Source organism: Phycisphaeraceae bacterium, assembly GCA_019454185.1.
Lineage (GTDB): Bacteria > Planctomycetota > Phycisphaerae > Phycisphaerales > UBA1924 > JAHBWV01.
In genome coordinates this window covers 1,144,361-1,170,542 of the sequence record CP075368.1, presented here as the reverse complement: position 1 = coordinate 1,170,542, position 26,182 = coordinate 1,144,361, and the positions used below count along the sequence as shown (strand labels likewise).

Below are 26,182 nucleotides of genomic sequence, written 5' to 3'. Positions count from 1 at the left end.
CCTCAACCATCCTCGCCCGTCAGGGTTCGCAGGTACGCGTGGTACGCGAAGACCCGGTCGCGCTGCTTGCCGCTGACTTCGCGGAGGATGCCCGCGTCCTCAAGCGCTCCGATGGAGCGGCGCGCGGTCGGGGCGGTGGTCTTCAGCAGCCGCTGGACGAGCGGACCCGTCACCACGGGGTGCTCAGGGAGCATGTCCAGGAGTTGGACCGAGGCGAGCGTGGCGTTGCGGCGTTTGACGAGACGGCGTCGGTCTTCACTGACCCGCGCCGAGAGACTGGTCGCCGTCGCGACGCCGTCGTCGGCCGCGACGCGCACGCAGCGCAGGAAGAACTCGGTCCACCCCTCCCAGTCGCCATCGGTGCGGACCGCCGCGAGGCGCGTGTAGTACTCGGCCTGCTCGCGACGGATCGCGGCGCTGATGTAGAGAATGGGATCGTCCAGCACCTTCCAGTGCTCCAGAAGGAGTGCGATCAGGAGTCGCCCAATACGACCGTTGCCGTCGAGGAACGGATGGATGGTCTCGAACTGCACGTGCGCCAGCCCCGCCTTGACGAGCGGATCGGTCGGATCCTTGCCGTGGATCCACGCGTCGAGCGCGGCCATCGCGTCGGGAACGGCATCGGGGGGCGGGGGGACGAATCGGATGGTGTCCCGGCCGCCGATCCAGTTCTGGACCTTGCGGAGGTTGCCTGGGTCCTTGTTCGCGCCGCGCACGCCCTTCATCAGTCGCTTGTGGGCCTCGCACAGGAGGCGCGTGCTGATCGGCACGCCCTTGGGCCGCGCAATCTCCCGGCGCGCGTGGGTGAGAGCGGCAACGTAGTTGCAGACTTCCTCGACATCATCGGGGTTGTCCGCGCGCTCCGTCGCCTCGAACTCGAGCACGTCCTCGAGCGTCGCCTGCGTCCCCTCGATCAGCGACGAGACCAAGGCCTCCTTGCGGACGAAGCCGTAGATGAACCAGTTGATGCTCGGCACCAGTCGGCCCGCAAGCCGGAGGCGATCGACGGCGGCGTGCGCCTCGTGGAGATGGAGCGCAAGGCCGGAGAGGTCCAGGGGTGGGTCCTTGGGCGGCAGCGGGAAGGGCACGAAGGCGTCAACGGAGCGGCCCCCGGCGGTGGTCGGTCGGTATGTGCCTGTGGCGCGCGGCATGGCTATGAACATCGGCGTTCGAGTCCAGATACTCTAGGAACGACAACGTTCTTAGGCGATTCGACCGAGAAAGGACGCGTTCTTTGCGCTGCGAGACGCTCCGGGCCGAAGAAACACCCCAGCGTGCTGCCGGGGTGGATCTGGCGTGGTGGCGGCCGGAGGTCAGGCGATCATCGCGGCATTCCGAGACGTGATGCTGGTGAACATGCCGCGATCGACCTTCTTGAACCGGGCGTCGGTCCCCTTGGCGGCGATCTCACGCGTGATCGCGGCGTAGAGGGTCGCCTCGGGCGTCTTGCCGCCGGGGCTGGTCCACAGACCGCGTGCGTGCATCACCTCGATCATGTCGATGGCGCGGAGCGGGCGGTCGGACTCGGCGAGAACCTTGGCCGCCGCGTCGAGCGCCGAGATGCGCTTGGGCTTGGCTGCCTTCGCGGGCTTGGCCTTGGGGGCCTTGGCGTCCTTCGCACCCTTGGCCGTCTTGCCACCCGTCGCCCGAGGTTCGCCCGTGGGCGTTCCCTTGGCGGCGGTGGCCTTCTTGCCGCCACCCTTGGCGGGCTTCGCGTCGTGGGCGACCGTGGTGGCCGCCGTGGGCGTTGCGGGGGCGTCCGTGGCCGTCGCCGGTGCCTTGGCGTTCAACTTGGCCAGCGCGTCGGCGCGGGCTTTGTCGTTGGCGCTGGTCTCATTGGTGGATGCGGGCTTGGTGGTCTTGGTCTTCTTCGTCATGGCGTTCTCCGTCGTGGGTGTGGAACCCGGCGCACGTCGCGCTCGGGAATCGCGCTCGCACCGGTCTCCCGGAGCGGCGCGTGGATGAGCGAGGCGTGGGGATCACCTGCTCTGCACGATGCTGATCTGGAAGACCGAGCCGTCGCCGAAGCGCAGGACGATCCCGGCGTTGGTCGTCAGCAGCCCGGCCCGCTCGAAGGTGGTGACGCTCGCGAGGTCGTCGAGGTCGCTGACCATGTCGCGGGCGATCTCCGCAAGGGCGATGTCGTCGTCCTCGCCCTCGACCTCGTCTCTGGCGTCGAGGATGTTCTGGATGGAGTTGAGCAGGATGTCCTGAAGGTCGGTGTCGTGCATGGCGTTGCTCCTGTGTGCGGTGGGTGGCGTGTCGGCGTCGGGTCCAAAAGCTGCGAAGCCCGCCGTCAACTCTCGTTGGGGCGGGCTTCAGGTCGTCGGGTCGGTTCTGGATCGGTCTACGAGGTCGGGGTTGCGGGGCTGGGTTCGGGCCTCCTTGCCGCGTGCCTCGTCGCAGGCATCCGACCTGCCTTGGCGGTAGCCGGTGTGCAAGCCGGACCTGTACCCGCTCTCGAAGGCGTGCCGCACGACGTCGCGGATCGCGCTGACGGGGATCTCGTGGAAGTCGAGCGCGTCGCGGCCGCGAGTCTCCAAGGTCTCCAGCAGCAGTTCCGCCGTGGCCCAGTCGAGTTCCTCGTCGAGGTCGTGACGCTTGGCCAGCGCGTCGAGCGAGGGTTTGGGGTTGGTGGGATCGGGTGTGGTCTCGTGAGGGTTCGTCATGAATCGTCTCCTTCGGTGTGTAGTGCGTTGGTCGTTGGTTCAGCGGCTCGTCGGCCTCGGGGCGTACTCGTACCCGGCGTTCACCAGCCGCTCGGCGTCGGCGAGGCAGACCACCCAGTACGCGCCCTCGCCCAGCACCACCGTCCCCGCGCTGGTGTGGTCGGCGATGCTGAAAGCGCTCTCCTCGCTGCGGACTACCACCGGTTGGTGGCGAAGCCCGAGGCGCTCGTGCGCCGCCCTCGCGGCGGCCTTGAGTTGGTGGAACGGCGAGATCTGGTTCGCGTGCGTCATGGCGTTCTCCTTCGCGGGCGGCTTCGCCCACGTGGAACACATCAAGCCATGACACTCGTACACATGCAAGGCGTCAGCGGCCGGAATATGCTGTATTCCAGCGGAATCCGAGGGGTTTGTGGGCAAGTGGGCAAGCAGGGCGGACATGTGGGGGCGCAAGTAGGCAGTTGCCTACAAGCAGGTGCGACGGGGTGCGGGTGGGTGCGAAGGCATGTGATGGGGTCAGGGGTCGCGGGGGCCGCGTGAGCGCGGCGCATGGGGGCACACGTTGGCAACTCGAAGGTCCAGTTCGGGTCTGACGACGGCGCAGGAGAAGGCGATCCTCGCGCTGCTCGACGAACCCACGGTTGCGCACGCCGCCAAGGCCGCGGGCGTTGGTCGCCGCACGATGTACCGCTGGATGGACGACCCGAACTTCTCGAAGGCGTTCCGCAAGGCGCGGAGGGAGTCGTTCTCGCAGGCGATGGCGGCCAGTCAGAAGTTCGCGCCGGTGGCGGTGCAGGTGCTCGCGAAGATCATGGCCGACACGTCCGCGCCGATGAGCAGCCGCGTCTCGGCCGCGACGGCGCTCCTGAAGTTCAGCCGCGAGTCGATCGAACTGGATGACCTCGCCACCCGCGTGGACGACCTGGAGCGGTCGATGAAGGAGGCGTCGAGTACGCCGCCCGTGCCGCCGCCATCACCACAGCAAGTCAGTTGGGGGGATCGAGCATGCGCCTGACCGGACGGCTGAAGCGGCTGGAGGAGCGGCGCGGCATCGTCGGGGCGTGCCCGAGGTGCAACGGGCGCGGCTGGCCGCAGCACTTCGTGCAGGGGCCGCCCGAGTGCGATCTGACGACCCGGCCCGGCGACCGGATCGGGTGCGACCGTTGCGGGCGCGTGTCGCACCCTCGGCTGGTGATCCTCGACAAGGCCGCGCCCAACCCGCTGGAGCAGTGGCTCGCGGCGGGCGGGACGTTCGTGACCTCGTAGCCAGGAGGAGCCGCCCATGCGATCGCTGCGGTCGCGTCTGAACCGAATCGAGCGGCAGTCGCAGCGCGACGACGCCGAGAGCCGCGCGCAGGACCGGGTGCTCATGCAGCAGATCTGCGCGCTGCTCGCGCACGGCCAGCCGGGGATGGCGCTGGTGAAGCCCGAGCACACCGACCCCGAGACGTACCGGCACATCCAGGAGACGCTGGCGTGGGCTCGCGGGGACTTCCGGGAGGCGGAGCGGCTGCGTGACCTCGACCCGGACAAGCACGTCCCGCCGCCACCGGGGACGCCGTGGGAGGAGCAGATGCGTCTGGCGCGGGAAGCGCTCGATGCGACCGCCGACGAAGCGCACGACCAGACCAAGCGCGTGGCCGCGGCCGTGCGCGCGGCGAGGACCGCGACGGGTGCGGATGTGTGACCTTCGCGTCGCGAGTTGAGCATCGGGCATAGCCGCCCGAGAAAGTCGAGGTGGAACATGGCGATAATCGCCAAGGTTCTGTCTGCAACCCGGAAGTACTTCCGTCACGGGAGTTCGCCGCCCTCCGGGGGAACAGCGGGTAGACGCTGAGGCAGCGCGAGGTACCTCTCGGCCTGCCAAGGGAAGCATCGGCGTCGTCGTGGCATGGCAAGTCGAGCCCGACACGGGCAAGCAACTCCCGGCCTCTACCAGCCGGGAGTTGTCACTTGAACCACACACGAGCGGGCTACGTTCGCCCACTCAAGGCGACACCGAGGGATGGCTCACTGGACCAGTCCCAGCAGTCACTGCCACGTCTTTAGTGTGAACGGGCTCATCATGTGCAAGGCTTTGGCCCTATGTGCCACTTCCCCGCCTCTCCGATCCCAATTTGATCCCAGCAATGAGCGATGATCTCCAGATCAGCATCCGTCTCGTAGAGCCCTCCAAGGTTCTCATTGCTGGGCCGCTCGGGCCACTCAGCTGGAAAGAAGTAGGACGATCTTCCCTGCTCATTGCGAAATGCCACGACAGTTAACCATTCGTTCTCATCGAACACGAACGTCGCAACTCTGTCATCCAACAGGTATGCCGATACTCTCATTCCTTCACAGCGTCGATTCAGGTCCCGATATGCACCTATTCGAGTAGTGTGGTGGGCGTGCGCGGGCAGATACTCTGCGTCCGGGTACAGCTTCAGGACCCTGTGGTAGGGCATAGCAACGGCGTCAATATCCTGCCGAGCCCACTTTGCGTATGCGTGCTCTAGACGCGGAACGTACGTGTACCGGCGCTCTCTTGCGTCGCGCTGGTACACGGCCAACGCGGTTTCCCGCCGCTCGCCTGTCCACGCTACGTGAACAGAAAACATGAGCGGCTGGCCGACTGGTGACTCATCGTCCCTGCGGTATGCAAATACTCGGGGCGCGGGCTGCATTCCCATCAAGTGCTTGCTCTGGCCGTCGAGCGGCCCTCCATCAAACATGTATTCCACGGGTCACCTCCACTCATGCAGCATTGGGTCTCAAGGACGGGCATCTTATGAGGTCTGATCGTGGCTTGGCGAGTTAGCTCCGACGCGCGATCCGGGGGATGGCTGTCCCCGAACGAAACCAGCCCCTTCCCGCAAAGGAAGAGGCTGGCTGCTGAGGACGCTTGGCCCGCAAGGGCCGCCGCCGGGGGCTGCTGATTTCCACAGGCGGCAACAGCGTCCTGGGAGGATCTACGACCAATATACCCCATGATCTGCTGATCGGCCACCCTCTCGCATGGGGAACCCCCAACATCGCCGTGGATCGTTACTTGGGAGGGAACGGAGCGCGTGGGTGCGGAGCCGAGGTCGCGACGACGCGTGTTGGGCATCGGGGATATGAGCCCCAGAACCGGAGGTGACTTCTGACGAAGATTCTGAATCCGGCCCGGAAGTACTCCTGCTAACGGAGTCCGCCACCTACCGGGGAAACCAGCGGGTAGACGCTGCGGTCACAGGAGTCGATGACTCAGTGCGATCATGGGATTCGGCGCGTCGTGGCTAGCCAACACCAGCGCCCTTCGGGCAACCAAGCCCTCGCGTCTATCGGCGAGGGTTTGTCTTTCATGGGCACTTCTCATATGCGTTTCCTCATGGAACGCGACACTTGCCGACCTTTCCCAGCCAACTGATCAGTTCACCATACCAGCGTCTCTAGGAAGTCGGCCGATCAGGCTCCTCATGGGCAGGGGCCCCCGATTCACCGGCCGTGGTCTGGTTGTCTGGTGACCGCGGGAACTGTACCGGAGGGGTCTCATGCTGCAGACCCTTCTCCATGAGTGTGCCAATTCGAACGAGATCTTGAAGGTTGCTGATGTCAAACAGGACGTCGCCATTCTTCATGCGAATTCTGGTTCTGGTCTCGCACAGTCTTTCGTATGCGGCTTCAAATCGAGCCATACGAGCGGCGGTCAACTCTGCCGTCAGGACGGCGCGTTCATCGTCGTCTGTGGCTGCCTCGAAGCGTTTGGCGAGGGCGTCGCTTTCCTTCAGCGCTGCGGCTCGTTTCTTCATGTTGTCAAGCTCCGCTTTGGTCTGCGCGCTGCAGACAATCGCCTCGTTGCGAGCGTGATCGGCGGAATGCTTGGAGACGGATGCTTTGCGAACCTTGGCGAAATCCTCTGCCGCTTCGGTGGACAGACCTCTCGCGATTTTCGCGGCGACGTGTCCCGTGGCGATCTCTCCGTAGGATGGATTGGCGGAGGGATTTCGAATCGCCCAGGCGATGATCGTGTGGAGGATTCGTGTTATCACACCGGCATCTCCGACGCGACGAGAGCGACGGCGGGCTGGCGACGGAACTCCAAGCCGAGACCACCCATTGCCCGGTGCATATCGCTTAGGGCGATCAAGAGTTCAGCGACGAGTTTCTCATCCGCATCTCCGGGCTCGATGTGAATGTGAAGCGCCCGTTGCATGATCTCCGGCTCGACTAACTCACCGAACTCGTCATCGGAGGGACGAACTCGACCAACTGGTATGCTTGCGTCGCCCGGCGCGACGAGCTGATCGGCAATTTCTCTACGATGGATCCCGACCTGGCGCGGAAAGTCAAAGGCGATGCGAACCCGATCGACTTTGATGGACTCGACCCGCACGATTCCGAGCGGCTTACGCGGGTCGCCAACCACGACCTCTTCGCCCACGCGGCGGGGCATTACTAGTGTCGTCTGAGACCCCTTCGAGGGAGAGGGCGGCGCTCCTTTGTCCCGCTGTCGTTCCGCCACTCCGCTAGCAGTGACGGCGCAATCTCGAGCGAACTCAAAGGCGAGGCGGACGCGATCAGCATGAATTGAGGCTACCCGAACGATTCCGACCGGGTTGTTTGGGTCGCCAATAACGACCTCTTCGCCCTCGCGGCGGGTGATGACAAGCATGCTCGGATTCTAGTTGACGTTTGCGCGACACACCACAATCGATGTCGCATGTTGGCGCCCGCTCACGACAATCCTGAACTTATCAAGCTATCAAGTTCGGGGTACCAGAATTTGAACTCTCCCCCTGCTCGCGCCTCCATCACCCGGTGCCGCTTTGGTCGCCGGAGCGTAGCCGCGGGATGCTCCCGCGAACGGCCTCCCCAGCGGTAACCCCATCGGGAGCAAGGGCATGCGAGGACGCCAGACACGGGACGCCACGGCGCGTCGGAGGGATCAGCTGACGGGAGGGCACGTGGAACGAGTACGGGCGAGACCAGTCGCACCAGTCGCACGCGTCGCAACGGGACGACCTGCGCGACCGGGGGAAACCTTGGCCGCAGCGGGTGCCGGTCGCGGGCCGCGCCCCAAGCCCAAGCGCCGCCTGCCGCCCGAGGTGCTGACCGACGAAGAGGTCCGGGCCCTGCTCGACGCCTGCGGCAGGTACACACCCGTCGCGCTCCGCAACCGCGCCCTGATCACGCTCATGTACCGGGCCGGGCTCCGCGTCTCCGAGGCGCTGACCCTCCAGCCCAAGGACGTGGACCTCGAGAACGGCATCGTGCGGGTGCTTCATGGCAAGGGCGATCGGTATCGGGCCGTGGGCCTCGACCCTGGCGCGGCGGCCGTCGTGGCGGCCTGGCTCGCCGAACGCGGCAGGGGCCAAAGGGTCGCGGCACGGGGGCACGGGGCGGGCGGCCCTCTCGCGGCCGCGCCGCTGCTCTGCACCGCGTACGGCACGCCCCTGACGACCGGGTACGTGCGGCGGCTGATGAAGCGGCTGGGCCGACAAGCCGGGATCGCCAAGCGGGTCCACGCCCACGGCCTGCGTCACACCCACGCGGCACAACTCCGGTCCGAAGGTGTCGATGTCGGGATCATCTCCCGCCAACTCGGGCACCGATCGCTGCTGACCACGATTCGCTACCTCGACCACGTCCAGCCGACGGCGGTCGTTGATGCGATGAGGGGGAGGGTGTGGACTATGGGATGCGTCCCGTAGGTGAACCGGCGAGACCAAAGTGATTGGCCGCAACCTGCTCAAGATAGTTCGTCTGGGCCGCACGCCAGTCACGCCAGCGCTCCGGACCTGCCCTCACCTCGGGCATGCTGAGGCTGGCTCGCTTGCTTCGAAGGTCTCCACGTCCCGTGTACGCGCGATCGACAACCGACTCGACATGCGCAAGCATGGGCGCGTCGAGAGAACCGCTCGCGAGAAGGTCGCTGATCACCGCCACGGCAGCGTCTTCCGAGAGTGTGCAGAGGGCCAGCATCGAATAAAGGCGGGCGTACTCATAGGCGTCTGGCCTAAGCAGCTCATCCCTGCACGCGATGAGCACCCGCCGACGAATCGCGTCGGGCAACGCAGCCTTTGCGTGGATCGCATCGAACGCCTGGAACGCGCTCGAGCGTCGGAACCCATCGGTTTCGGCCGAAAGGAATCTGAGGCACGCCTCAAAGGCGCGAGGCCAGTCTTCGTCTGCAAGTGCCGCACAGAAGAGAGTTTCAACTGTCGTTCTTTCAACCGCCGGCGCCTCCATTCGCTTGCGAAACCGATCAGGCTTCCCTAGGACATAGAGCAGGTAGTCGAATATCGCGCTACCCGCAGGAGACTCCGCGCTGGCTTCCTCGATGATCACGACGAGCGATGCGTCAGCGCGAGCCAGCGAGATGATCTGGTCTACGTTTGGGCCGCAGACCGATGCGCGGCCTTGTGTGGCGTCGAGGTCCACAGCCTTGAGCAGCACCGGCAAGGCAACATCCGTCTGCACGGAGCCGAAGAGGGCACTGTTGACCTTGTCGGCAAGCTGGAGGTCGCGTCGGTTGAGGGCAGCAGTGTAAATAGATCTGAGTTCCCTTCCGAACTCTTCGGGGCTGGCGGCCATCAGTGCGTCGACAGCCCGGCGGCTGCTCTCGCTGCCCATCAGGGCGGTCGCGAGCACGAGTCGTCGCTCCTGGTCGTTCTCGCTGGCCTGCCACATCGCTAGCACCGCGAACCCGGAGGTCTCCGGATCGCTGAGGTGGCCAACAATTGACGCGTACAGTGCAGCTTTCTCAACGCGTCGTGCCTGCTCCGCGATTCGCTGCTCGTTCTGAGCGCTCAATGCGGCGACTCGCTCGCTCGTGCGTGAAGAGAAGAAGGCCGCCACCAGTGCGAGCAGTGCAGACAGCACGGCTGCGCCTGTGGCCAGCCACGCGGGCAGGTTGCTCGCTCCGGCTACCGATTTGTGATCCGGCTCTGACACAGACTCTTTGACAACGTTCGCCTCCGGCGACGGACACTCGGCCGTGGACATCAACCACCTCCTCATGCGGCAGCACTCCGCTCGAACCAGCATGACCTGACAAGTCACGGATGTCAAACCCAGCCGAAGTGGGTTCGCAGAACCGGGTGAAATAGTCACGTTCGTTGAACGTCATCGCTCGGCTCCGTTCCCGCCGTAATTGCGATCCCCGTCAATGCCGGGCCGAGGCGGCGAGTATTCGGCGCGGCCCTCCCCCGCATGCGATAATCCCCCATCGGGCAAGGGGGACGACCATGCGAGCGATCAGGACCAAGGTCACGAGGATGGAGCGGGCGGCCCGCGTGAAGGAAGACGCCGCGCGGCGGGGCGACTGGCTGCTCAACCACCGCATGTGCGCGTGCATGGTGGCGCGCACCCCCGGCATCGAGCGAGTCCGCCCCGAGCACACGGACCCCGAGACGTTCAGGGACATTCAGGAGACGCTGGCTTGGGCGCGGGGAGACTACGCCGAGGCGGAGCGGCTGCACGCCCTCGATCCCAACAAGCATGTCCCGCCGCCGCCGGGCACGCCGTGGGAGGAGAGGATGCGGCTGGCGCGTGAAGCCCTCGATCGCTGCACGGACGAGGCACACGACAGCACGGAGCGGGTAAGGCGGGCGATTGAGGCAGCTCTGTCATAATCCCGCCGACCACCCTGCCGATCGTCCGAGCAGGCGGCTGCGAACCGCCGTAAACTCCGGCCCTGCCACTGGCGGAGTCGCTATCCGTTCACGACTGTTCAGGGAGTTAGCCGCTTCAGGATTGGGATTGCAGCTCGTTACCTCAAGCATCTGAGTCGAAAGTCCAGACGTTGACCCACCGGGAGAGAGCCCTTGTCTCGAGTTACCGAGTTGATCGCCAAGGCAAAGGCACAGAATCCGCAGCTCGGGGCCGATCTTGAGCGCGAGTTCCGGGCGCTGTCCTCGCGGCTTTCCTTCGGCCTGAACTTCGAGCGGCACCGCCCAGAGGCGGTGGAACTGCCGCAGCGCCCGGTGCGTCGCGGTGACAAGGTTCGCATCCTGCCGCCCCGCGGCTCGACCGCGAAGGGCGAACAGCGGCTGTGGGTCGTGGAGTCGCTCCACAAGGTGAAGAAGACTGCCGACTTGAGTCTGTTGGATGCGGCCAAACCGGAAACGCTGACCGTCGCCGTCGAGGATCTGGTCGTGGTCGCGGAGTTCCGTGACACGATCTACCCGGGCCTGGTATCAACTGGAAAGGTCTCACGCGGTGGAGATCGGCCGTGGCACACCGTGATCAATGCCGAGAACTACCACGCGCTGAAGGCGTTGACCTGGACCCACCGCGGCAAGATTGACGCTATCTACATCGACCCGCCGTACAACTCCGGCGCGCGGGACTGGAAGTACAACAACGATTACGTCGAAGGGGACGATCTTTATCGCCACAGCAAATGGCTGGCGATGATGGAGCGTCGCCTACTCGTCGCCAAGGAACTGCTCAACCCGGGCGCCTCTGTACTGATCGTCACGATTGACGAGAAGGAGTATCTGCGGCTCGGCTTGCTGCTTGAGCAGACGTTTCCAGAAGGAAACATCCAGATGGTGACAAGCGTGATCAGCCCCTTTGGCGTTGCACGAGAGAATGAACTGTCGCGAGTTGACGAGTATCTCTTCTTTGTCAGGATCGGTGGTGCGTCATTGGCTAGGCCAAATGACTACCGCGCGTTGCTCGCCAGGAATGATGACGAAGAAGACGAGACTGCACCAGAAGAAAACGAGGAGACCTTTTGGTTCTCTTTCATGCGAGCCGGCAGTAACTCGACGAGGAAGCACTCGCCTGGATGCCATTACCCGATCTTCGTCACTAAAGACGGACAGTTCCATTCGGTGGGAAAGCCTCTTCCTGCTGGGACACCACGCGAAGCGGTACGACCCCCGCGTGGAACTGTCGCTTGTTGGCCAATCAAGACAAACAAGAAGGATGGCGTGTGGCAAGCTTCCGCCGACTCGGCGCAGGCTTTGTTCGAGAGTGGCTACGCCCGAGTTGGCAAGTTCTCATCGAAGCTCGGGCGTCACAGCATTACGTACCTCAGGGATGGGACGATCCAGCGAATCAAGGCCAATGAAGTCGTTCTGTCTCCTGATGGCGAGATCACCGCCCTCCGACGGGCTGCGACATCTGGCAGGACCGTGTGGGCATTCTCGTCGCACAACGCGACCTCACACGGTACCAAGCTGCTTGCCAAGGTTCTCCCGGGGCGAAAGTTCCCGTATCCGAAAAGCCTCTTTGCCGTTGAGGATGCCCTGCGGACAACGGTCGCTGGAAAACCGCAGGCAGTTGTTCTCGACTTCTTCTCCGGCTCCGGTACCACCGCTCATGCCGTGATGCGACTCAACAAGCAAGACGGCGGCTCGCGACAGTGCATCAGCATCACCAACAACGAGGTGAGCGCGGACGAGCAAAAAGCACTGCGGGAGCGTGGACTGCGCCCAGGCGACCCCGAGTGGGAGGCACTCGGCATCTGCGACCATATTACGAAGCCGCGTGTCCAGGCTGCGATTACAGGCAAGACTCCTGAAGGCGACCCAATCAAGGGGGACTACAAGTTCACTGACGAGTTTCCGATGGCCGATGGCTTCGAGGAGAACGCGGAGTTCTTCACCCTGACCTATGAGACGCCCGTCGGCGTGAGCTACCAGACCGCGTTCTCGCGCATCGCTCCACTTCTGTGGCTGCGTGCGGGGAGTGTGGGACGGCGCATCGACAAGCTGCCCGCAGCGGGGTGGGACGTGGCGGACTCCTACGGGCTCTTGGTTGATCTGGACACCGCGACAGACTTCCTCAAGGCCGCGCGCAAGGCGAAGTCGATCCGCGTCGTCTTCATTGTCACGGATGATGAGCGTCGCTTCCAAGCCCTGTCGCGGCGGCTGCCGGAGGGCGTCGAAACGGTCCGGTTGTACGAGTCGTACCTGACCAACTTCGCGTTCGCCAACGGAGACGGCGCATGAAGTTCACCCTCCACGGCTATCAGAATGACGCGGTCCGCGAAGTGTTGGCCAACCTGAAGAAGGCCCGCCGGCGCTGGCACCAAGACAAAGATCGTCATGCCTTCTCGCTGACGGCGGTGACCGGAGCGGGCAAAACTGTCATGGCCGCTGCGGTGTTCGAGGCGCTGTTCCACGGCGATGATGCGTTCGAGTTCGACCGCGATCCCGGCGCGGTCGTCATCTGGTTCAGTGACGACCCTTCGCTCAACGAGCAGACGCGCTTCCGGCTCATGGAGTCCTCCGACCGGCTGCGGCACACGGATCTGGTGGTCGTCGAGAACACTTTCAACAGGCCGAAGCTGGAGGCGGGGAAGATCTACTTCCTCAACACTCAGAAACTCGGCAAGAAGAGCCTGTTGGTGCGGGGCTTCGACGGCGACGAGGATGGAACGTTCCCCGAGATGCGCCCCGATCTGCGGAGCCACACGATCTGGGACATCATCCGGAACACAATCGAGGATCCGGAACTGACGCTCTACATGGTGCTCGACGAGGCGCACCGGGGCATGGGGACGGAGAATCGCGAGAAGTCGACGATCGTGAAGCGGCTGATCAACGGCGAGAAGGGCGTGCCGGGCATCCCGGTCGTCTGGGGGATCTCGGCGACTGTGGAACGGTTCGACCGAGCAATGACGATCGCGGAGTCGCGCGGTCGCAGCACCTTGCCGCCTGTGACCGTCGATCCCGTGCTGGTGCAGAACTCCGGCCTGCTGAAGGACACGATCGTTCTGGACATCCCCGACGAGGCGGGCGACTTTGACACGGTGCTGGTCCGCCGCGCCACCGACAAGTTGCGCGAATCCACGGCGGGGTGGGCGGCCTATGCGGCGCAGCAGAACGCGGGCACGCCCGTGCTGCCGCTCATGGTGCTTCAGGTCCCCAATACCCCGAGCCACAATGACATCGGGCGCACCCTTGAGACGATCTTCCAGCAGTGGCCTGAGCTCGGCGAGACCTGTGTCGCGCACGTTTTCGGTGAGCACACGACGCAGACCTTCGGGAAGTACTCCGTTCCCTACATCCAGCCGCAGCGAGTCCAGGATGACACGTGGGTCCGGATCTTGATCGCCAAAGACGCCATCAGCACTGGGTGGGACTGCCCGCGCGCTGAGGTGATGATCTCGTTCCGTCCCGCGCAGGACCGAACGTACATCGCGCAGCTCCTCGGCCGCATGGTCCGCACGCCACTCGCGAGGCGGATCCCCGGCAATGACAGGCTCAACGCGGTGGACTGCTTGCTGCCGAAGTTTGACAAGGAAACGGTCGAGGATGTCGTTCGGGCGTTGCGAGAGGGAGGTGGGGATACACCCCCAACCGGGCGGATTCTCGTCAACCCCGTGGAGATGAAGCCGAACCCCGCTGTGCCGGATGCGGTGTGGCAGACGTTCATCTCGCTGCCTTCGCAAACTCGACCGCAGCGAGGCGCGAAGCCCGCGGTGCGTCTGACGGCTCTGGCACACGAGTTGGCGTCCGATGGCCTACTCCCCGGGGCTGGCGGCAAGGCCCACGCTGCGATGCACAAGATGCTGGATGGCTTCGTGTCGAGCCATGCTCGAGCGTTTGAATCGAAGCGGGCACAGGTCATGACGGTCAATGGCCGCACGGTCATCGCCGACCTGCCAACCGGCATGCTGAGCGATGGGCACTTCCAGGTCGATGCTGACGACGCTGTCGTTGGGGACGCCTATCGCCGCACCGCTCGCATCATTAGCCCTGACATCGCACGCACCTACACGGTCGAGCGTGCCAAGCGAAAGCCGGAGGCCGAGGACGATCTTGAGGGCGCCCTCATCGAAGCACGAGAAGAGGTGGCCGCGCTCCACCTGATGGATAATCTGCAGGTCCTGTTTGATGCCGAGGCCAAGCGGCTTGCGGATCAGTGGTTTGCGGATCACCACGAGCGGATCAAGCGGCTCTCGGATGAACGCCAGGAGGCCTACAGGCAGATCGCGGCCCTCAGCACTGCGCCGCAAGACGTGGATCTGGTGCGTCCCGTCTCGCGATTCGAGCCCACGAGCGTTCGAGAGAACGACGTCGAGACCCCTATCCCCGCCTATCCAGATCACCTTCTCTGCGATGCGGACGGCAACTACCCCGCGGAACTGTTCACCTGGGAGAAGGCGGTTCTCGATGCGGAGATGGCGCGGCAGGGCTTCATGTTCTGGTACCGCAACCCTGATCGACCGAGCCAGGATTCACTGGGTATCGCGTACACGATCGGCGAAGAGACGCAGATCCTCAGGCCGGACTTCATCTTCTTCGCAAAGCAGGGGAAGGACGTTGTTGCAGACATCGTCGATCCGCACGGATTCCACCTCGCTGACGCGCTGCCGAAAGTGCAGGGTCTTGCCCTGTTCGCGGAGAGGCACGCGCAGGCTTTCCGCCGAGTTGAAGCCGTCGCAGACATCGGCGCAGGCAAGCTTCGGGTGCTCGACTTGACCAAACCCGATGTTCGACGCGCGGTCTTGGCCGCGTCCAGTGCAGAGTCCCTGTACCGCGGTGCGTCGGCGAGCAACTACCCTGGCTGAAGCCGTCAGACGGAACTGGACGGCGAACGCAGCCGTGAGTCGCGCTTTGTACCCGGAAACGATCCCCGACAATTAGTCGAACGGCGCCTCCCCCGAGTACCATCCATGTGCCATGGATGACAAGAAACCTGAGCCGTCCGTGTTGGAACACAGCGCCACCGTCGAGCGGCAGGATTCATTGGCTGCGGTTCGTGCCGACATTGACCAAATGCGTGCTCAGCTCATCGAGCAAGAGCACCGCACACCCTATGTCGCGTTGAATGCCTATCGCTACTTCGGAAAGAAGTCCGCAAAGGGCGACGCCGCGATGAAGGCACTCTTTTGGCGAGTCTTTGCCCCGTATACCGCGGCAATGGTCTTCGCAGGCGGCGGCGGAATCATCGCGGGGGTGACGGCGTACATCGCCTACCAGCAGGTCCAGCGGCTGTCCCAACAGAATGAACTGATCGAACTGCAGGCGCAACTCGCCGCCATCGCCCGCCAAGCGGACCTAGAGCAGCAGTCCGCGGCACGAGCGTACGACGAGATAACACGCATCCTCGATCAGAATGCATCGGCAGGAGCGATCGTCGATGCGCTGGACCGGCTGCCCGAGGCGATGGTCATGCCCGTGACTATTGTGGATCCGAGTTGGTCGCCGACTACGTCCGCCGACGGACGTGCTCGCTTTCGCACCATTCCAGACACGAAGACCGTCTATCCGAATCTTGTTCCGCTGGCGCAGCGGCTGCTGACGTTTGCGAAGTCGGACCGACCTGCCAAGGACACTTACTGGAGTGATCAGGAGATCGGCTCGGTCAGCACGGGAATCGCCCTCGCGCTGCACCGCGTGGGCTTCGGCAACGCGGTGAGGATCCCGAAAGACGGGTGTGTTTGGCATTGCATCTTCAACGAGAAAGGCCTGCCGCAGAACGACGCTGATGAGAAGGTGCACGCCTTTCGAGGCTCGCGTATCAGCAAGTCGGTCCTTGCCGAACGAGCGGGATCGGACCGATATGCCCAAGTGCGAGTCGTCGAAGGCAACAGCACCGCCGACTTACGCCACCTACGTCACGAGCAACTAGTCGGCGTTCAACTGCCCATGCTGGCATTATCTAAAGTGAAACTGTGCAACGTGAACATGTCTGGTGCCAATCTTCAGAAAGCGGTGCTGAGGCAAGGTTGTTTTCGCGGGTCAGTCCTCTACGGTGCCGAACTTCAAGGTGCGATCCTAAACGATGCTAGACTTGACGGTGCACACTTGTCGAACGCCCAGCTTCAAGGTGCGTTCCTCTCGGCGTACCTCCGGGGTGCGAACCTCGTAGACGCTCAGCTCCAGGGCGCGGACCTCATGAACGCCCATCTACAGGGGGCGAACCTAAGGAAGGCTCAGCTTCAGGGAGCCAGCTTGAGCTCCGCCGATCTTCGCGGGGCTGATTTCACTTCTGCCGGCCTTTCGGGAGCGACGCTTGAGTTTGTCATTGATCCGACGACCGGTGTGCCTCATCGAGAACTGCCTGCGTTTCTGAGGTATCACTTCGGATCGCGAGCTCAGAGCCCTTTGGCAATCTCCCTTGACGTTCCCCCTGCGATATTGCACGAGGCGAAGTTCTACTCGATCGTCATTGTCCAGAGCCCCAAGCGACCCGACGAGGTCGAACAATGGGCATGGTGGCCTACGCATGAGGGCGCAGTAGCTGACTTGCGCCAGCGACTTGGCGATCGGGCAGAGGAGATGATCGCGACCCTTGTGGAGCGTCAAACGACCTTCACCTGTGCTTTGGTTGATGGAGTCATTCTCGATCTGGACTCTCTCATCAGCCTCTACTCAGCCAACGCGACTGTTCCGCCGCTCGATCAGGCGTTTGCCACGGCCAATACGAACGTCGCGGCCGTTGCAGAGCGAACGATGAATCCGTACCGCTTCCCTTCGTGGGGCGATTTGCTGGCGCTCGCCCAGCACCAGGCCAGCGAGCGGGCGAACCCTAAGCCCTCTGAGTAATGCCTAGCCGCGAACGAACGGTGTCGAAGTCGCGCCTCCAAGCGGACGCTTCTGTTGTCGCCTCAAGGAAGCTGCCCCCGAACCAATCGGTCCGGGGGCGGTTGTGCGAACGAGGGTCTCACCGATCAGAACTCGAGATCACTTCCCAGGCGGGTTGTTCCCGCGACCACCTCCTGACGGGTTGCCCGTTGTGCTGGGGCCGTTCGGCGGGCTGCCGCCTCCCTTGCCTCCGCTACCGCTGTTACCGCCTGAGTTGCCCTTGCCACCGCTGTTGCTGCCTGACTGTCCCATGATGGTCTCCATTGTCGTCGGCCCGAGCAGGGTTGGCTCACGCAGCCATCGCTACGCAGACTTCGACGAACGCATCTTCGCTTCAACTTCCGCGTGATCAGCCGTGTGAGTTGGAGAATCAACCGGTCGATGGGCGGAGCCAACGGTCATAGCTGCGCCGATCTCCGAGGCGCAGAGCCTCACGAGCAAGACGGCCACCCTCGACCTTGTCGCCCAGTGCAAACGCGCACTCCGCCGCAATGTGAGCGGCGAGGGCGCATGTCTTCTCGAGTTCCAGAGCTTGACGAGCCACGCGTCCCGCCGCGTCGAACCGCTTCAGCCGATACAAGCTCAACGCGAGAGCGTACAAACAGTCCACCGATCCTTGCACCAGTGCGGCCGGGGCCGACTCAAGATATTGAACCGCGTTCTCTGGCCAGCCGCGGTGAAGATAGACCTTGGCGATCTCCGCCACGGGATACGCCCAGTCGGGCCGAAGTCGGCACGCGTGCGAGAGCTGCTCTATGGCTTCGTCGAGTCGCGGATCGTTCTTTGCCTGCCACAGCGCGATGCCGAGATGAAGGCGTGTCTCCGCACAGTCCGGTTCGAGCTCGACAGCTCGCCTCCACACCCCGATGGCTTTGGAGTACTCCCCGCGATCCATTAGTCCCTTTCCGATCCAAGCCAGTACGTCGGGAGTGCAGTTCCTGAGGAGACTTGGCTCCGGAAACGATGGAGACGCACTCCAAAGCGCCCGCGGTGACATCGCAATGAGCAGTCCTTGGACGTGAAGAGACTCTCGGTCGGTCGACAAACCGGCGACGTTTCCCATCTCATGATTCCAGAGCGCCTGCGCCGCGGATCTGTCTCCAATCACCTCAAAGCACTCTTGAATCCGAGCTGCAGGACCCTTCTCACCAGCCACCACAATGTCGTCGATCCAGAGCGGGCTGCTTTGGTGATTGAGCCAGTATCCAAACAAAGCCTTGCTGGCGTCGAGCCGGGTACTCATTCGCAAGGTAAGGACTTGGGTAACGAGCAGGGCCTCGCGCGGCAAAGGAAGTCTCGACTGCATATCCAATGAGAGTTGCACGAGACACATGAATGCACTGAACAGATCGATCAAGTGCGCCAGTTCCAAGTGAGGAGCGAGACTGACCCGAATGCTGATGAGGGACCATTGAAGGCGAAGCCAGCCGAGAAGTTCCCGTTCATCGTCAGCCGACCTTGCGAAGTGCTTCGCGAGGGCCCGCATGTTGGCGTCGCGGGGCACCGTCATCATGTCCATCCAGTCGTCAACCGTGGACTTCTCGACGCCGATAGAGCGGGCGAGTTCTTCCCGCGTGACATGGCGGGAGGCTCTCTGCATCATGCTCGATATGATCGCCTTCCCGGGTTTCTCATCGGTGACATGGATAACAAACCGGGGCCAGTCGCAGCCGCCCGTGAGTTGCAACAGAGCCGTCACGCGCAACGCAAGTTCAATCACAAGCTGACGACCGAGCACGTACGCTGCGAGAGAGGGATGAGGATCGGGCCAGCCCATCGAGCCTTGCAAATAGATCGCGTCCCACTCAGACAACACGTGATGAAGGACATCGGCCAAGAACTCCTTGGCGTCCGGGGCCCTGCCAGAAGCGTCCATTGGCAGGGCAAACTTCGACAAGAGTCCAGCATCGAAAGCGGCATCGACTACCCACCGGCAAATGTCCCGCTGGCGAGGTTCAGCGACCCACTCGCCACGGAAATACTCGCGGGCGGCCCGACCCAGCGACGGATCGCTGCCAATGTGCTTGGCAGCTCTTTCCCCGCCTACGTCGGGGTTGCCGAGGTCAAACGCCTTCACAAACACGCCAAGCAGCACCCCAGACTTCGGGCAGTTCCATGACCTGATTACCTGATTGCGTTCCATCAGTAGTCTCCTTAATCGACTGCGTCATTCTGGGACACTCGCCTGAAAGGTCAGCCGTGCCGATTGGATAACGCTTGTTTGGAAGCGTGCTCTCAATGGGGAGGTCGGCGGACTTCCAACTCACCTGTTAACCCAGAGCATACCGAACCGATGCCGTCCAGCGAGTCCGATTCGACGGTTTGAACCCGTTCCGATCGGGGACGACGCGCCCGCCCCCACCACGCTCGACCCCGATGCCCCGACCACGCCCGCCGCGCGGCTGGACAACATCGCCGCCATCTTTGCCGAGGGCATCCGCCGCCGGCGGCGACACGTCGCCATTTCGGGGCCGAGCATCGAGCATCAAGAAGGCTCTCCGACTCGACTTGAACTCTCCGAGCATGCCCGCCCTGATGAGTCGCGTGGTTAACGACCACGAGAACGGAGACCCCGATGGCGATCGATGTGAATGCAGCCGAACGGGCCTTGGAACAGATGACGGTGCCGCAGCTGAAGCAGCGGTACGCCAAGGTCTACGGCGAAGAGACGCGGACGCACCACAAGGTGCTGCTGATCAAACGGATTCTCTGGCGGATGCAGGCGCTTCGGGAGGGGGACCTCTCGGAGCGGGCACGCCAGCGGGCACGCGAACTGGCCAACGACGCTGACCTGCGACGAAGCCCGCCACGCGCCCAATCGCCGGACGCGCCCAAGCCCCGGGCCAACGGCGAGAGCGTGGTGAGCGTGCCCATCCACACGCGAGAGGACGGGCGGCTGCCGCCACCCGGGACGGTCCTCCGCCGCGAGTACAAGGGCCGCGCCGTGTTCGTCCGGGTGCTGCCCAAAGGCTTCGAGTTTGACGGAGAGGTCTACCGGTCGCTGAGCGCCATCGCGGCGAAGGTGACCGGCTCGCACTGGAACGGATTCCGCTTCTTCGGGCTCAATGAGCCCGGCACCACGGAGGGCAACGTATGAAATCGTCCATCAATACAGCACCACACAAGCAGTCCGGCGTGCCGACGGTGCGGTGCGCCATCTACACCCGCAAGTCCAGCGAACAGGGACTCGAGCAGGAGTTCAACTCGCTGCACGCCCAGCGCGAGAGTGCGGAGGCCTACATCGCCAGCATGAAGCACGAGGGGTGGGTGGCGCTGCCGGACCAGTACAACGACGGCGGCTTCACCGGCGGGAACACCGACCGACCCGGTTGCCAGCGTCTCATGGCGGACATCGAAGCCGGCAAGGTCGACTGCGTGGTGGTCTACAAGGTCGACCGCCTGTCGCGCTCGCTCCTGGACTTCGCCCGCATGATGGCGGTCTTCGAGAAGCACCGCGTGTCATTCGTGTCGGTAACGCAGCAGTTCAACACCACGCAGTCGATGGGGCGGCTCACGCTGAACATCCTGCTCTCGTTCGCCCAGTTCGAGCGCGAGATCATCTCCGAGCGCACCCGCGACAAGATCGCCGCGTCCAAGCGCAAGGGCAAGTGGTTCGGCGGCAAACCGATCCTGGGATACGACCTCGCGCCCCAGCCCGCGGGCGGGAGCAAGCTCGTGGTCAACGCCGCGGAGGCGGAGCTCGTCCGCGAGATCTACCACTTGTATCTGGAGCACCGCTCGCTCACCAAAGTGGCCCAGATCCTCAACGCCCGCGGCTGTACGAGCAAGCGTTGGACGACCCGCAAGGGCATGGCGGTCGGCGGCCGGGTGTGGGACAAGCACCTTCTGATCAGCCTGCTCACCAACCCGGCTTATGTGGGCAAGGTCAAGCACAAGAAGGAGCTGTTCGCCGGCGAGCACGCGGCCATCGTCGACGAGCGGCTTTGGCAGCAGGTCTTCCAGACGATCAAGCACAACGGCCGCACCGGCGGCATGCACGTCCGCAACCAGCACGGGGCGCTGCTCAAGGGGCTGATTCACTGCGGGCCGTGCGGGCACGCGATGGGCCATACCTACAGCGTCAAAGATGGGAAGGCCGCGTACCGCTACTACGTCTGCTACGTCGCGCAGAAACAGGGCTGGCACGCGTGCCCGTCGGGTTCCTTGCCAGCCGAGCAGATAGAGCGGATGGTGGTAGACCGAATCAAGCACATCGGCGGCGATGCGGCGCTGATAGCGGCGACATTCCGCCAGTTGCAGATCGGCATCCGCTCTCGGAGCGCCCAGATCGACAAGGACCACACGGCGAGCACGCGTGAGATCCAGAAGATTGAGGGCGACATCCGCAAGGCCGCGATGACCGCAGGCACGGACGCCAACGCCGCCGCCCGGCTGGCCGACCTCCACGAACGCCTGGCGACGGCCAGCGAGCGGGCTCGAGTTCTTTGCGCCGAGGCGGAACAGATCGAGAACGAGTCGATCACCCAGTCCGACGTCGCGGCCTCGCTTCGCGAGTTCGCCGCGACGTGGGACGTGCTCTACCCGCGGGAACAGGCGGCCGTGCTTGCGAACCTCGTCAAACGGGTGGACTACGACGGTGCGAAGAAGACGGTGTCGATCACGTTCCATCCGGCCGGGCTGCGCACGCTCGGCCAGGCACCCGTTGAGCACGAGGAGGTCGCATGAAAGACATGCACGACGTCACGATCGAGTTCCCAGTGCACTTCACGCGGGGGGCGGCGGGCCGGAAAGAGGTCAACGTAGGCGTGGAGCCCGCCGCGCCAGCCGTTGAAGCAGGCCACGTGCCCCGCATCGCCCGCCTGATGGCGCTGGCGATCCGGTTTGAGGAGTTGGTTCGGATGGGCGAGGTCGAATCCCACGCCGACCTCGCCCGGTTGGGGCAGGTCACGCGGGCTCGGATCAGCCAGATCATGGACCTGCTGTGCCTGGCTCCGGACATCCAGGAGGAGTTGCTTTTCCTGTCTCGCGTTGAGCGTGAACGGGATGCAGTCAGCGAGCACGAACTGCGCACCGTGTGCGCCGTCTCGGACTGGCGCGAGCAGCGTCGGCGCTGGCGGGAGTTGGCGGGTGCTGCACGCGGCCCACAGAACTGACAACAGCCCGACGGACCTCGTAAACGTGGGAAGCGCAGTCTGAGGCATGCACACTCAAACGACAACCAGCGAGTCTCGCGACCCGGGAGGGTATGCGAAGAGAGGATGGATATCGGGTGTCGAACGGGGCTCCGCCGCTCACGCCCGTCGCCGCCAGGATCGGAGGGACTGGCGCGTCTCACCCGGTGCGGTCGTGCGACCGCACGTGGTGAGTTGAGTGTCCGTATCCACAACTTCCTCAAACCGTTTCTCTCTAGTGAATATGGCCAATTGGCCTAAAAAGTCCGGTTGCCGCGCGACGCCGGGATGTGGGGACACAAGCCGAACGAGCCGATCGGGGTGATGCGGAACCTGGCGGAACCCCGTTTCTGTCCCGCCCGCTGGGGTATTCGACCGTGTCCGTCAGGTCACTGGACCGGATACACCGCCTGGGCATTGACTACCACCGCCTTGCCGTCTGCCGACGAGACGTTACCGATCACGACGATTTCCGTCAGTTCCTTCAGCCCGCGCCGCCCCTTCATGTCCGTTCGGAGGATTTGCCCCTTGGCATCCACCACCTGCACTGTTACTGAGTTCGCGAGGATGTCCTGCTTGGTCTCGCAGCAGTAGTCCCAGGGCTTGGAGCATTTGTCGTCGGGGTTTTCGTTGCAGGCCTTGAGCCCTCTGCCCATCAGCGTAAGGACAGCGCGACCCGCGACGAATGGTTCCTTGCTGCCGCCGACTCGCCCGCGAAGCACGACCTCATCACCTGCCTTGAGCGTTCCGGCCTTGCGGATCTCCGACACGTCCTTGGCGTTCTCGGGCTGCTTCTCGACAAAGAACCCGCTCGGCAGCGGGGCCTTGGACACATGCATCGAGGTCGCGGTGAGCACCAGCGCATCGGTGCCGTTGGCGGTCTCGACTTTGCCCGTCACGAACACCTCCGCGCCCGGCTTGAGCCCGTGCTGGCCATTGAGTCCGGCGCGGAGCGCCTTCCCGTTCGCGTCAACGATCTGCACAGTCGCGCGCCCTTCCGCCGGGATGTCGCACGCGGTGTCGGGCAACTTGTCCGAGGGCGGGCAGCAGCCCTTGCGGGTGGACTCATCCACCAGCGTGAACATCGCGCGGTTCTCCACGAAGGCATCCTTCGACATCGCCACGGTGCCGCGCACCGTGATCGTCTCGCCCACCTTGGCGGACTTCATCGCGGCGGTGATCTCCAGCGCGTTCGCCGGGAGTTCCGGCTTGAGCATGGTCTTCACGTCCGCGACGTTCTTGACCTGCGCTAGTGCCGCCACGGGCGTCAGCATGCCCAATCCCGCCGCGCCCGCGATCAGCATCGCGGCCACCGTCATCGCCCGCATCGAACCCGTCACGTTCATCTTCATCGCTTTCATATCGAAACTCCTTGCAAACGTCGTTGGACTCTTGTCGCCCCGCGGCACACGCCACGGCGGCACACTCGTTCACCATCACACCGCCTTGAGCGCGACAGGGATCGTCGGCCTCAGACAACGAATCGCCGGGGGCAACGCGCCCGCGACGCCCAGGGCCAGGCCCGTCAGCAGCCCCAGCCCGATCACCGTCTCGTCGATCAGCAGCCCGAACGCCCCCATCGAGAACCGCACCGCCAGCCCGTCGAGCAGGAACACGCCCACCGCGCACGCGAGCAGCCCACCCGCCGCCGTCGCCAGCGTCGATTCCTGGATCATCGACCAGACGATCGCCAGCCGCCGGTAGCCGATGGATTGCAGCGTCCCCAGTTCGCGGATGCGCGAGGCGAACGCGGCGTACATCGTGTTCAGCCCGCCGAAGAGCCCGCCGACGGCGATCAGCCCCGCCGTCACCCACGCGACAATCTTGATGGGCCCGAAAAAGCTCGCCAGTTTTCCGTAGTACTCGCGCTCGGTCATGGGCACCAGTTCGAGGTCCGGCCGGGTCTTGGTAAAGGCCGCGATATCACCGAAGTCGGCCCCTTCGCCCGTCGCCTCGTTGTAGGGGTCGAGCGTGAGGACCACGCACGAAATGGTCTCGCGTTTGGTTGCCGTCATGAGGTCTGCCAGCGGGAGCCACACCTCGGCCTCGACAACCGTCCCCGGCGCGCTGAAGCGCCCGACGATCGTCCACGGCCTGCCGTCGATCACCAGCGCCTTGCCGACTTGCACATCGCTCTCCGAGATGCCCAGTACCGTCCCCGTCATGCGACCGACCATCACCTCATCCGCTCCCGATTCGGGCCATCGCCCCTCGGTCAACGACACCGACTCGTGGACCAGCGACGCCGCGGGAGTGACGCCTCGCATCATCACCTGCCGTCCTTTCGGCCTGGGAACCCTGGAGCCGCCCGACCCCTCCGCAACCACCGATTCAGCCCTGCTCTGCGGGTTCGCCGCGCTCTGCGACGGACCCACACGGACTGGGAGCATCACATGAACCTCAGGCGAGACATAGGCCACACCGGCACGCGTGCGGATGCCCGAGACGCTGGCCGCGAGCACACCCGGCACGCCCGCCTCGATCTCGGAGCGCTCGACGCTCTCCTCGCTCCCCGCGCCCATGAGGATGACGTTGTGCTCCCCGCCCGTGGCCTTGAGCGCCCGACTCATACCGTTGACGAACCCGCCCGCGACCAGGATGAGCAGTACAACCATCGCCGCCCCGGCGACAGAGAGGAAGAGCCGCGAGGGCGAACGGCCCAGATTGCGGACGGCGTATGCGAACGGAAGAAGTCTCATATGTCCCTCTTTCAAACGGCCCTGAAGCACGATGCGATCTCTCGGCGGCCCGCCCGCCACGCGGGCACCAGGCCCGCCACGATTCCGACGCCTGCCGAGATGAGCAGGCCCCAGGCCAGGACCGACCACGAGGCGCTCACGCCGATCGAGAGTCCTTCCTGCGACAGACTGAAGTTGCCGAAGTGAACGACGGAGAGAGCGATGCCCGTGCCGAGCGCGCCCCCCAGCACGCCGATGAGCATCCCTTCGCTCACGATCAGGCGGGCGATGAGGCCGGAGCGGAACCCCAAGGTTTGCAAGACGGCGTGCTCCTTGATTCGATCCTGCACGCTCAGCACGATGGCGTTGGCGACAAGCGCCAGCACCGCCGCCAGGCAACCCCAGCCCAGCCACTGCGTGAACTTCACGATCTCCACGATGTCAGCCCCGGCCTGCGCCACGAAGGCCTTCTCGGGACTGGTCATCGTCGGGTCGGCCTCGGTGCGGAACTCGGCATCGATGGCCTCCGCCACGGCCTCCATCTTCGCCGGATCATCGACGCGGACGGTGAACTGCGTGACGCTCCCCAGCCCGCCGCCCTTGCCCGCGGCCTGCTGAAGGAAGTCGAGGTGGACGTAGGCGACGTTCTGGTCCTGCGCTTCGGGGGAGCGGATGATCCCCGCGACTGTGACGGTGATGCCCGAGGCGTCGAAGGACTGGCCGACCTGGAAGCCGCGCCGCGCGGCGAGCGTCTCGCCGACCAGGGCCGAGTCCGAGCGCCTCTCCCACTCGGCCACAGAACCAGAGATGAGTTGCCACTTGCTGGCCCAGCCTTGGGGACCCGCGAGGTCCTCGCGGGGTACGCCCCGGAACGTGATGACGTCCAGCGAGGCCCGGCAGTTGTTGACCACGATCTTGACCGGCACCGCCGAGACTACGCCGGGGATCTTCTCGATCCGGTCCACATAGAACTGCGGCAGCCGGCTGGCGGCGGGGCAGAAGCGGTTCTCGCGGTAGACCACGAGTGTCGTGTCCCCCGCGGCGGCTTGCGTGGATTGGCGCACGCCCTCTTGCAGCGTCTGCACCGCGATGAACAGGAACATGGCGATGGCGACGCCCGAGAGCGTGAGCACGCTGCGGACGCGGTGCCGCCAGAGTTGCTTGAAGACGACGGGCATGAACTTGGGAGCGATCAT

The 26,182-nt window shown here is 64.3% G+C and carries 26 protein-coding genes; 11 read left to right on the top strand and 15 right to left on the bottom strand.

The window, feature by feature from the left end; translation table 11 throughout:
* Window positions 1-2: 2 nt before the first annotated feature.
* The 5 genes from KF838_04865 to KF838_04845 all read right to left on the bottom strand — a co-directional run bounded on the left by KF838_04865 (window position 3) and on the right by KF838_04845 (window position 2,960).
* Window positions 3-1,151 (bottom strand): Fic family protein, encoded by a 1,149-nt coding sequence (locus KF838_04865; protein QYK49185.1) that lies wholly within the window; start codon window positions 1,149-1,151, stop codon window positions 3-5.
* A gap of 162 nt (window positions 1,152-1,313) precedes the next feature.
* The gene (locus tag KF838_04860; GenBank protein QYK49184.1) at window positions 1,314-1,877 is read right to left on the bottom strand and encodes a winged helix-turn-helix domain-containing protein; all 564 of its coding nucleotides are present in this window, start codon (window positions 1,875-1,877) and stop codon (window positions 1,314-1,316) included.
* A gap of 102 nt (window positions 1,878-1,979) precedes the next feature.
* Window positions 1,980-2,231: a hypothetical protein gene (locus KF838_04855; protein QYK49183.1), complete on the bottom strand. Its 252-nt coding sequence runs from the start codon at window positions 2,229-2,231 to the stop codon at window positions 1,980-1,982.
* Between the two features lie 87 nt (window positions 2,232-2,318).
* Entirely contained in the window at window positions 2,319-2,669 is a 351-nt protein-coding gene (locus KF838_04850) for a hypothetical protein (protein ID QYK49182.1), read from the bottom strand.
* 39 nt (window positions 2,670-2,708) lie between these two features.
* A complete protein-coding gene (locus tag KF838_04845; protein QYK49181.1) occupies window positions 2,709-2,960 on the bottom strand; it encodes a hypothetical protein in 252 nt (83 codons plus the stop codon).
* A 268-nt stretch (window positions 2,961-3,228) separates the two neighbouring features.
* Here KF838_04845 and KF838_04840 point away from each other — a divergent pair, with 268 nt between their 5' ends.
* The 3 genes from KF838_04840 to KF838_04830 are packed head-to-tail and all read left to right on the top strand — an operon-like array spanning window position 3,229 to window position 4,353.
* Window positions 3,229-3,681 carry a hypothetical protein gene (locus KF838_04840; protein QYK49180.1) on the top strand — a complete coding sequence of 151 codons (453 nt, stop codon included), beginning with the start codon at window positions 3,229-3,231 and terminating at the stop codon, window positions 3,679-3,681.
* A complete protein-coding gene (locus tag KF838_04835; GenBank protein ID QYK49179.1) occupies window positions 3,672-3,932 on the top strand; it encodes a hypothetical protein in 261 nt (86 codons plus the stop codon). Before KF838_04840 ends, KF838_04835 begins: the two co-directional genes overlap by 10 nt.
* A gap of 16 nt (window positions 3,933-3,948) precedes the next feature.
* Window positions 3,949-4,353: a hypothetical protein gene (locus KF838_04830; protein QYK49178.1), complete on the top strand. Its 405-nt coding sequence runs from the start codon at window positions 3,949-3,951 to the stop codon at window positions 4,351-4,353.
* Window positions 4,354-4,729: 376 nt separating this feature from the next.
* On the opposite strand, the gene KF838_04825 is transcribed toward KF838_04830, so the two are convergent.
* The 3 genes from KF838_04825 to KF838_04815 all read right to left on the bottom strand — a co-directional run bounded on the left by KF838_04825 (window position 4,730) and on the right by KF838_04815 (window position 7,299).
* Window positions 4,730-5,386 (bottom strand): hypothetical protein, encoded by a 657-nt coding sequence (locus KF838_04825; protein ID QYK49177.1) that lies wholly within the window; start codon window positions 5,384-5,386, stop codon window positions 4,730-4,732.
* Between the two features lie 690 nt (window positions 5,387-6,076).
* A complete protein-coding gene (locus tag KF838_04820; GenBank protein ID QYK49176.1) occupies window positions 6,077-6,676 on the bottom strand; it encodes a hypothetical protein in 600 nt (199 codons plus the stop codon).
* On the bottom strand, window positions 6,673-7,299 hold the full coding sequence (locus KF838_04815) for a carbon storage regulator (GenBank protein QYK49175.1): 627 nt from the start codon (window positions 7,297-7,299) through the stop codon (window positions 6,673-6,675). The genes KF838_04820 and KF838_04815 overlap by 4 nt, the downstream gene beginning before the upstream one ends.
* Window positions 7,300-7,669: 370 nt before the next feature.
* Here KF838_04815 and KF838_04810 point away from each other — a divergent pair, with 370 nt between their 5' ends.
* Window positions 7,670-8,338: a tyrosine-type recombinase/integrase gene (locus KF838_04810; protein ID QYK49174.1), complete on the top strand. Its 669-nt coding sequence runs from the start codon at window positions 7,670-7,672 to the stop codon at window positions 8,336-8,338.
* Here KF838_04810 and KF838_04805 read toward each other — a convergent pair.
* Window positions 8,319-9,632: a hypothetical protein gene (locus KF838_04805; GenBank protein QYK49173.1), complete on the bottom strand. Its 1,314-nt coding sequence runs from the start codon at window positions 9,630-9,632 to the stop codon at window positions 8,319-8,321. The genes KF838_04810 and KF838_04805 overlap by 20 nt on opposite strands.
* Window positions 9,633-9,874: 242 nt before the next feature.
* Here KF838_04805 and KF838_04800 point away from each other — a divergent pair, with 242 nt between their 5' ends.
* From KF838_04800 to KF838_04785, 4 genes are all read left to right on the top strand, one after another.
* Window positions 9,875-10,261: a hypothetical protein gene (locus KF838_04800; protein QYK49172.1), complete on the top strand. Its 387-nt coding sequence runs from the start codon at window positions 9,875-9,877 to the stop codon at window positions 10,259-10,261.
* 192 nt (window positions 10,262-10,453) lie between these two features.
* Window positions 10,454-12,589, top strand: coding sequence for a site-specific DNA-methyltransferase (locus KF838_04795; protein QYK49171.1), 2,136 nt, complete (start codon window positions 10,454-10,456; stop codon window positions 12,587-12,589).
* A complete protein-coding gene (locus tag KF838_04790) occupies window positions 12,586-15,156 on the top strand; it encodes a DEAD/DEAH box helicase family protein (GenBank protein QYK49170.1) in 2,571 nt (856 codons plus the stop codon). The genes KF838_04795 and KF838_04790 overlap by 4 nt, the downstream gene beginning before the upstream one ends.
* 112 nt (window positions 15,157-15,268) lie before the next feature.
* On the top strand, window positions 15,269-17,137 hold the full coding sequence (locus KF838_04785) for a pentapeptide repeat-containing protein (protein QYK49169.1): 1,869 nt from the start codon (window positions 15,269-15,271) through the stop codon (window positions 17,135-17,137).
* A gap of 138 nt (window positions 17,138-17,275) precedes the next feature.
* Here the strand turns inward: KF838_04785 and KF838_04780 are convergent, their stop codons facing one another.
* The 3 genes from KF838_04780 to KF838_04770 all read right to left on the bottom strand — a co-directional run bounded on the left by KF838_04780 (window position 17,276) and on the right by KF838_04770 (window position 19,662).
* Complete coding sequence (locus tag KF838_04780) at window positions 17,276-17,428, bottom strand: hypothetical protein (protein ID QYK49168.1); 153 nt, start codon at window positions 17,426-17,428, stop codon at window positions 17,276-17,278.
* A 118-nt stretch (window positions 17,429-17,546) separates the two neighbouring features.
* A complete protein-coding gene (locus KF838_04775) occupies window positions 17,547-19,319 on the bottom strand; it encodes a tetratricopeptide repeat protein (protein QYK49167.1) in 1,773 nt (590 codons plus the stop codon).
* A gap of 127 nt (window positions 19,320-19,446) precedes the next feature.
* Entirely contained in the window at window positions 19,447-19,662 is a 216-nt protein-coding gene (locus KF838_04770) for a hypothetical protein (GenBank protein QYK49166.1), read from the bottom strand.
* 89 nt (window positions 19,663-19,751) lie between these two features.
* On the opposite strand from KF838_04770, the gene KF838_04765 reads away from it, so the two are divergent.
* The 3 genes from KF838_04765 to KF838_04755 are packed head-to-tail and all read left to right on the top strand — an operon-like array spanning window position 19,752 to window position 22,290.
* Complete coding sequence (locus KF838_04765) at window positions 19,752-20,273, top strand: DUF2924 domain-containing protein (GenBank protein QYK49165.1); 522 nt, start codon at window positions 19,752-19,754, stop codon at window positions 20,271-20,273.
* Window positions 20,270-21,862, top strand: coding sequence for a recombinase family protein (locus KF838_04760; GenBank protein ID QYK49164.1), 1,593 nt, complete (start codon window positions 20,270-20,272; stop codon window positions 21,860-21,862). The genes KF838_04765 and KF838_04760 overlap by 4 nt, the downstream gene beginning before the upstream one ends.
* Window positions 21,859-22,290 (top strand): hypothetical protein, encoded by a 432-nt coding sequence (locus KF838_04755; protein ID QYK49163.1) that lies wholly within the window; start codon window positions 21,859-21,861, stop codon window positions 22,288-22,290. Before KF838_04760 ends, KF838_04755 begins: the two co-directional genes overlap by 4 nt.
* 407 nt (window positions 22,291-22,697) lie before the next feature.
* On the opposite strand, the gene KF838_04750 is transcribed toward KF838_04755, so the two are convergent.
* From KF838_04750 to KF838_04740, 3 genes are all read right to left on the bottom strand, one after another.
* Window positions 22,698-23,669, bottom strand: a complete 972-nt coding sequence (locus KF838_04750) for a hypothetical protein (GenBank protein QYK49162.1) — start codon at window positions 23,667-23,669, stop codon at window positions 22,698-22,700.
* A 75-nt stretch (window positions 23,670-23,744) separates the two neighbouring features.
* Window positions 23,745-25,007: an ABC transporter permease gene (locus KF838_04745; GenBank protein QYK49161.1), complete on the bottom strand. Its 1,263-nt coding sequence runs from the start codon at window positions 25,005-25,007 to the stop codon at window positions 23,745-23,747.
* Window positions 25,008-25,018: 11 nt separating this feature from the next.
* Window positions 25,019-26,182, bottom strand: a complete 1,164-nt coding sequence (locus KF838_04740) for an ABC transporter permease (protein QYK49160.1) — start codon at window positions 26,180-26,182, stop codon at window positions 25,019-25,021.

Bases quoted from the DNA above. Each gene is read 5' to 3' on its own strand.
- KF838_04865 (QYK49185.1), bottom strand. From the start codon at position 1,151: ATGCCGCGCGCCACAGGCACATACCGACCGACCACCGCCGGGGGCCGC.
- KF838_04860 (QYK49184.1), bottom strand. From the start codon at position 1,877: ATGACGAAGAAGACCAAGACCACCAAGCCCGCATCCACCAATGAGACC.
- KF838_04855 (QYK49183.1), bottom strand. From the start codon at position 2,231: ATGCACGACACCGACCTTCAGGACATCCTGCTCAACTCCATCCAGAAC.
- KF838_04850 (QYK49182.1), bottom strand. From the start codon at position 2,669: ATGACGAACCCTCACGAGACCACACCCGATCCCACCAACCCCAAACCC.
- KF838_04845 (QYK49181.1), bottom strand. From the start codon at position 2,960: ATGACGCACGCGAACCAGATCTCGCCGTTCCACCAACTCAAGGCCGCC.
- KF838_04835 (QYK49179.1), top strand. From the start codon at position 3,672: ATGCGCCTGACCGGACGGCTGAAGCGGCTGGAGGAGCGGCGCGGCATC.
- KF838_04830 (QYK49178.1), top strand. From the start codon at position 3,949: ATGCGATCGCTGCGGTCGCGTCTGAACCGAATCGAGCGGCAGTCGCAG.
- KF838_04815 (QYK49175.1), bottom strand. From the start codon at position 7,299: ATGCTTGTCATCACCCGCCGCGAGGGCGAAGAGGTCGTTATTGGCGAC.
- KF838_04805 (QYK49173.1), bottom strand. From the start codon at position 9,632: ATGTCCACGGCCGAGTGTCCGTCGCCGGAGGCGAACGTTGTCAAAGAG.
- KF838_04800 (QYK49172.1), top strand. From the start codon at position 9,875: ATGCGAGCGATCAGGACCAAGGTCACGAGGATGGAGCGGGCGGCCCGC.
- KF838_04790 (QYK49170.1), top strand. From the start codon at position 12,586: ATGAAGTTCACCCTCCACGGCTATCAGAATGACGCGGTCCGCGAAGTG.
- KF838_04785 (QYK49169.1), top strand. From the start codon at position 15,269: ATGGATGACAAGAAACCTGAGCCGTCCGTGTTGGAACACAGCGCCACC.
- KF838_04780 (QYK49168.1), bottom strand. From the start codon at position 17,428: ATGGGACAGTCAGGCAGCAACAGCGGTGGCAAGGGCAACTCAGGCGGT.
- KF838_04775 (QYK49167.1), bottom strand. From the start codon at position 19,319: ATGGAACGCAATCAGGTAATCAGGTCATGGAACTGCCCGAAGTCTGGG.
- KF838_04770 (QYK49166.1), bottom strand. From the start codon at position 19,662: ATGCTCGATGCTCGGCCCCGAAATGGCGACGTGTCGCCGCCGGCGGCG.
- KF838_04765 (QYK49165.1), top strand. From the start codon at position 19,752: ATGGCGATCGATGTGAATGCAGCCGAACGGGCCTTGGAACAGATGACG.
- KF838_04760 (QYK49164.1), top strand. From the start codon at position 20,270: ATGAAATCGTCCATCAATACAGCACCACACAAGCAGTCCGGCGTGCCG.
- KF838_04755 (QYK49163.1), top strand. From the start codon at position 21,859: ATGAAAGACATGCACGACGTCACGATCGAGTTCCCAGTGCACTTCACG.
- KF838_04750 (QYK49162.1), bottom strand. From the start codon at position 23,669: ATGAAAGCGATGAAGATGAACGTGACGGGTTCGATGCGGGCGATGACG.
- KF838_04745 (QYK49161.1), bottom strand. From the start codon at position 25,007: ATGAGACTTCTTCCGTTCGCATACGCCGTCCGCAATCTGGGCCGTTCG.
- KF838_04740 (QYK49160.1), bottom strand. From the start codon at position 26,182: ATGATCGCTCCCAAGTTCATGCCCGTCGTCTTCAAGCAACTCTGGCGG.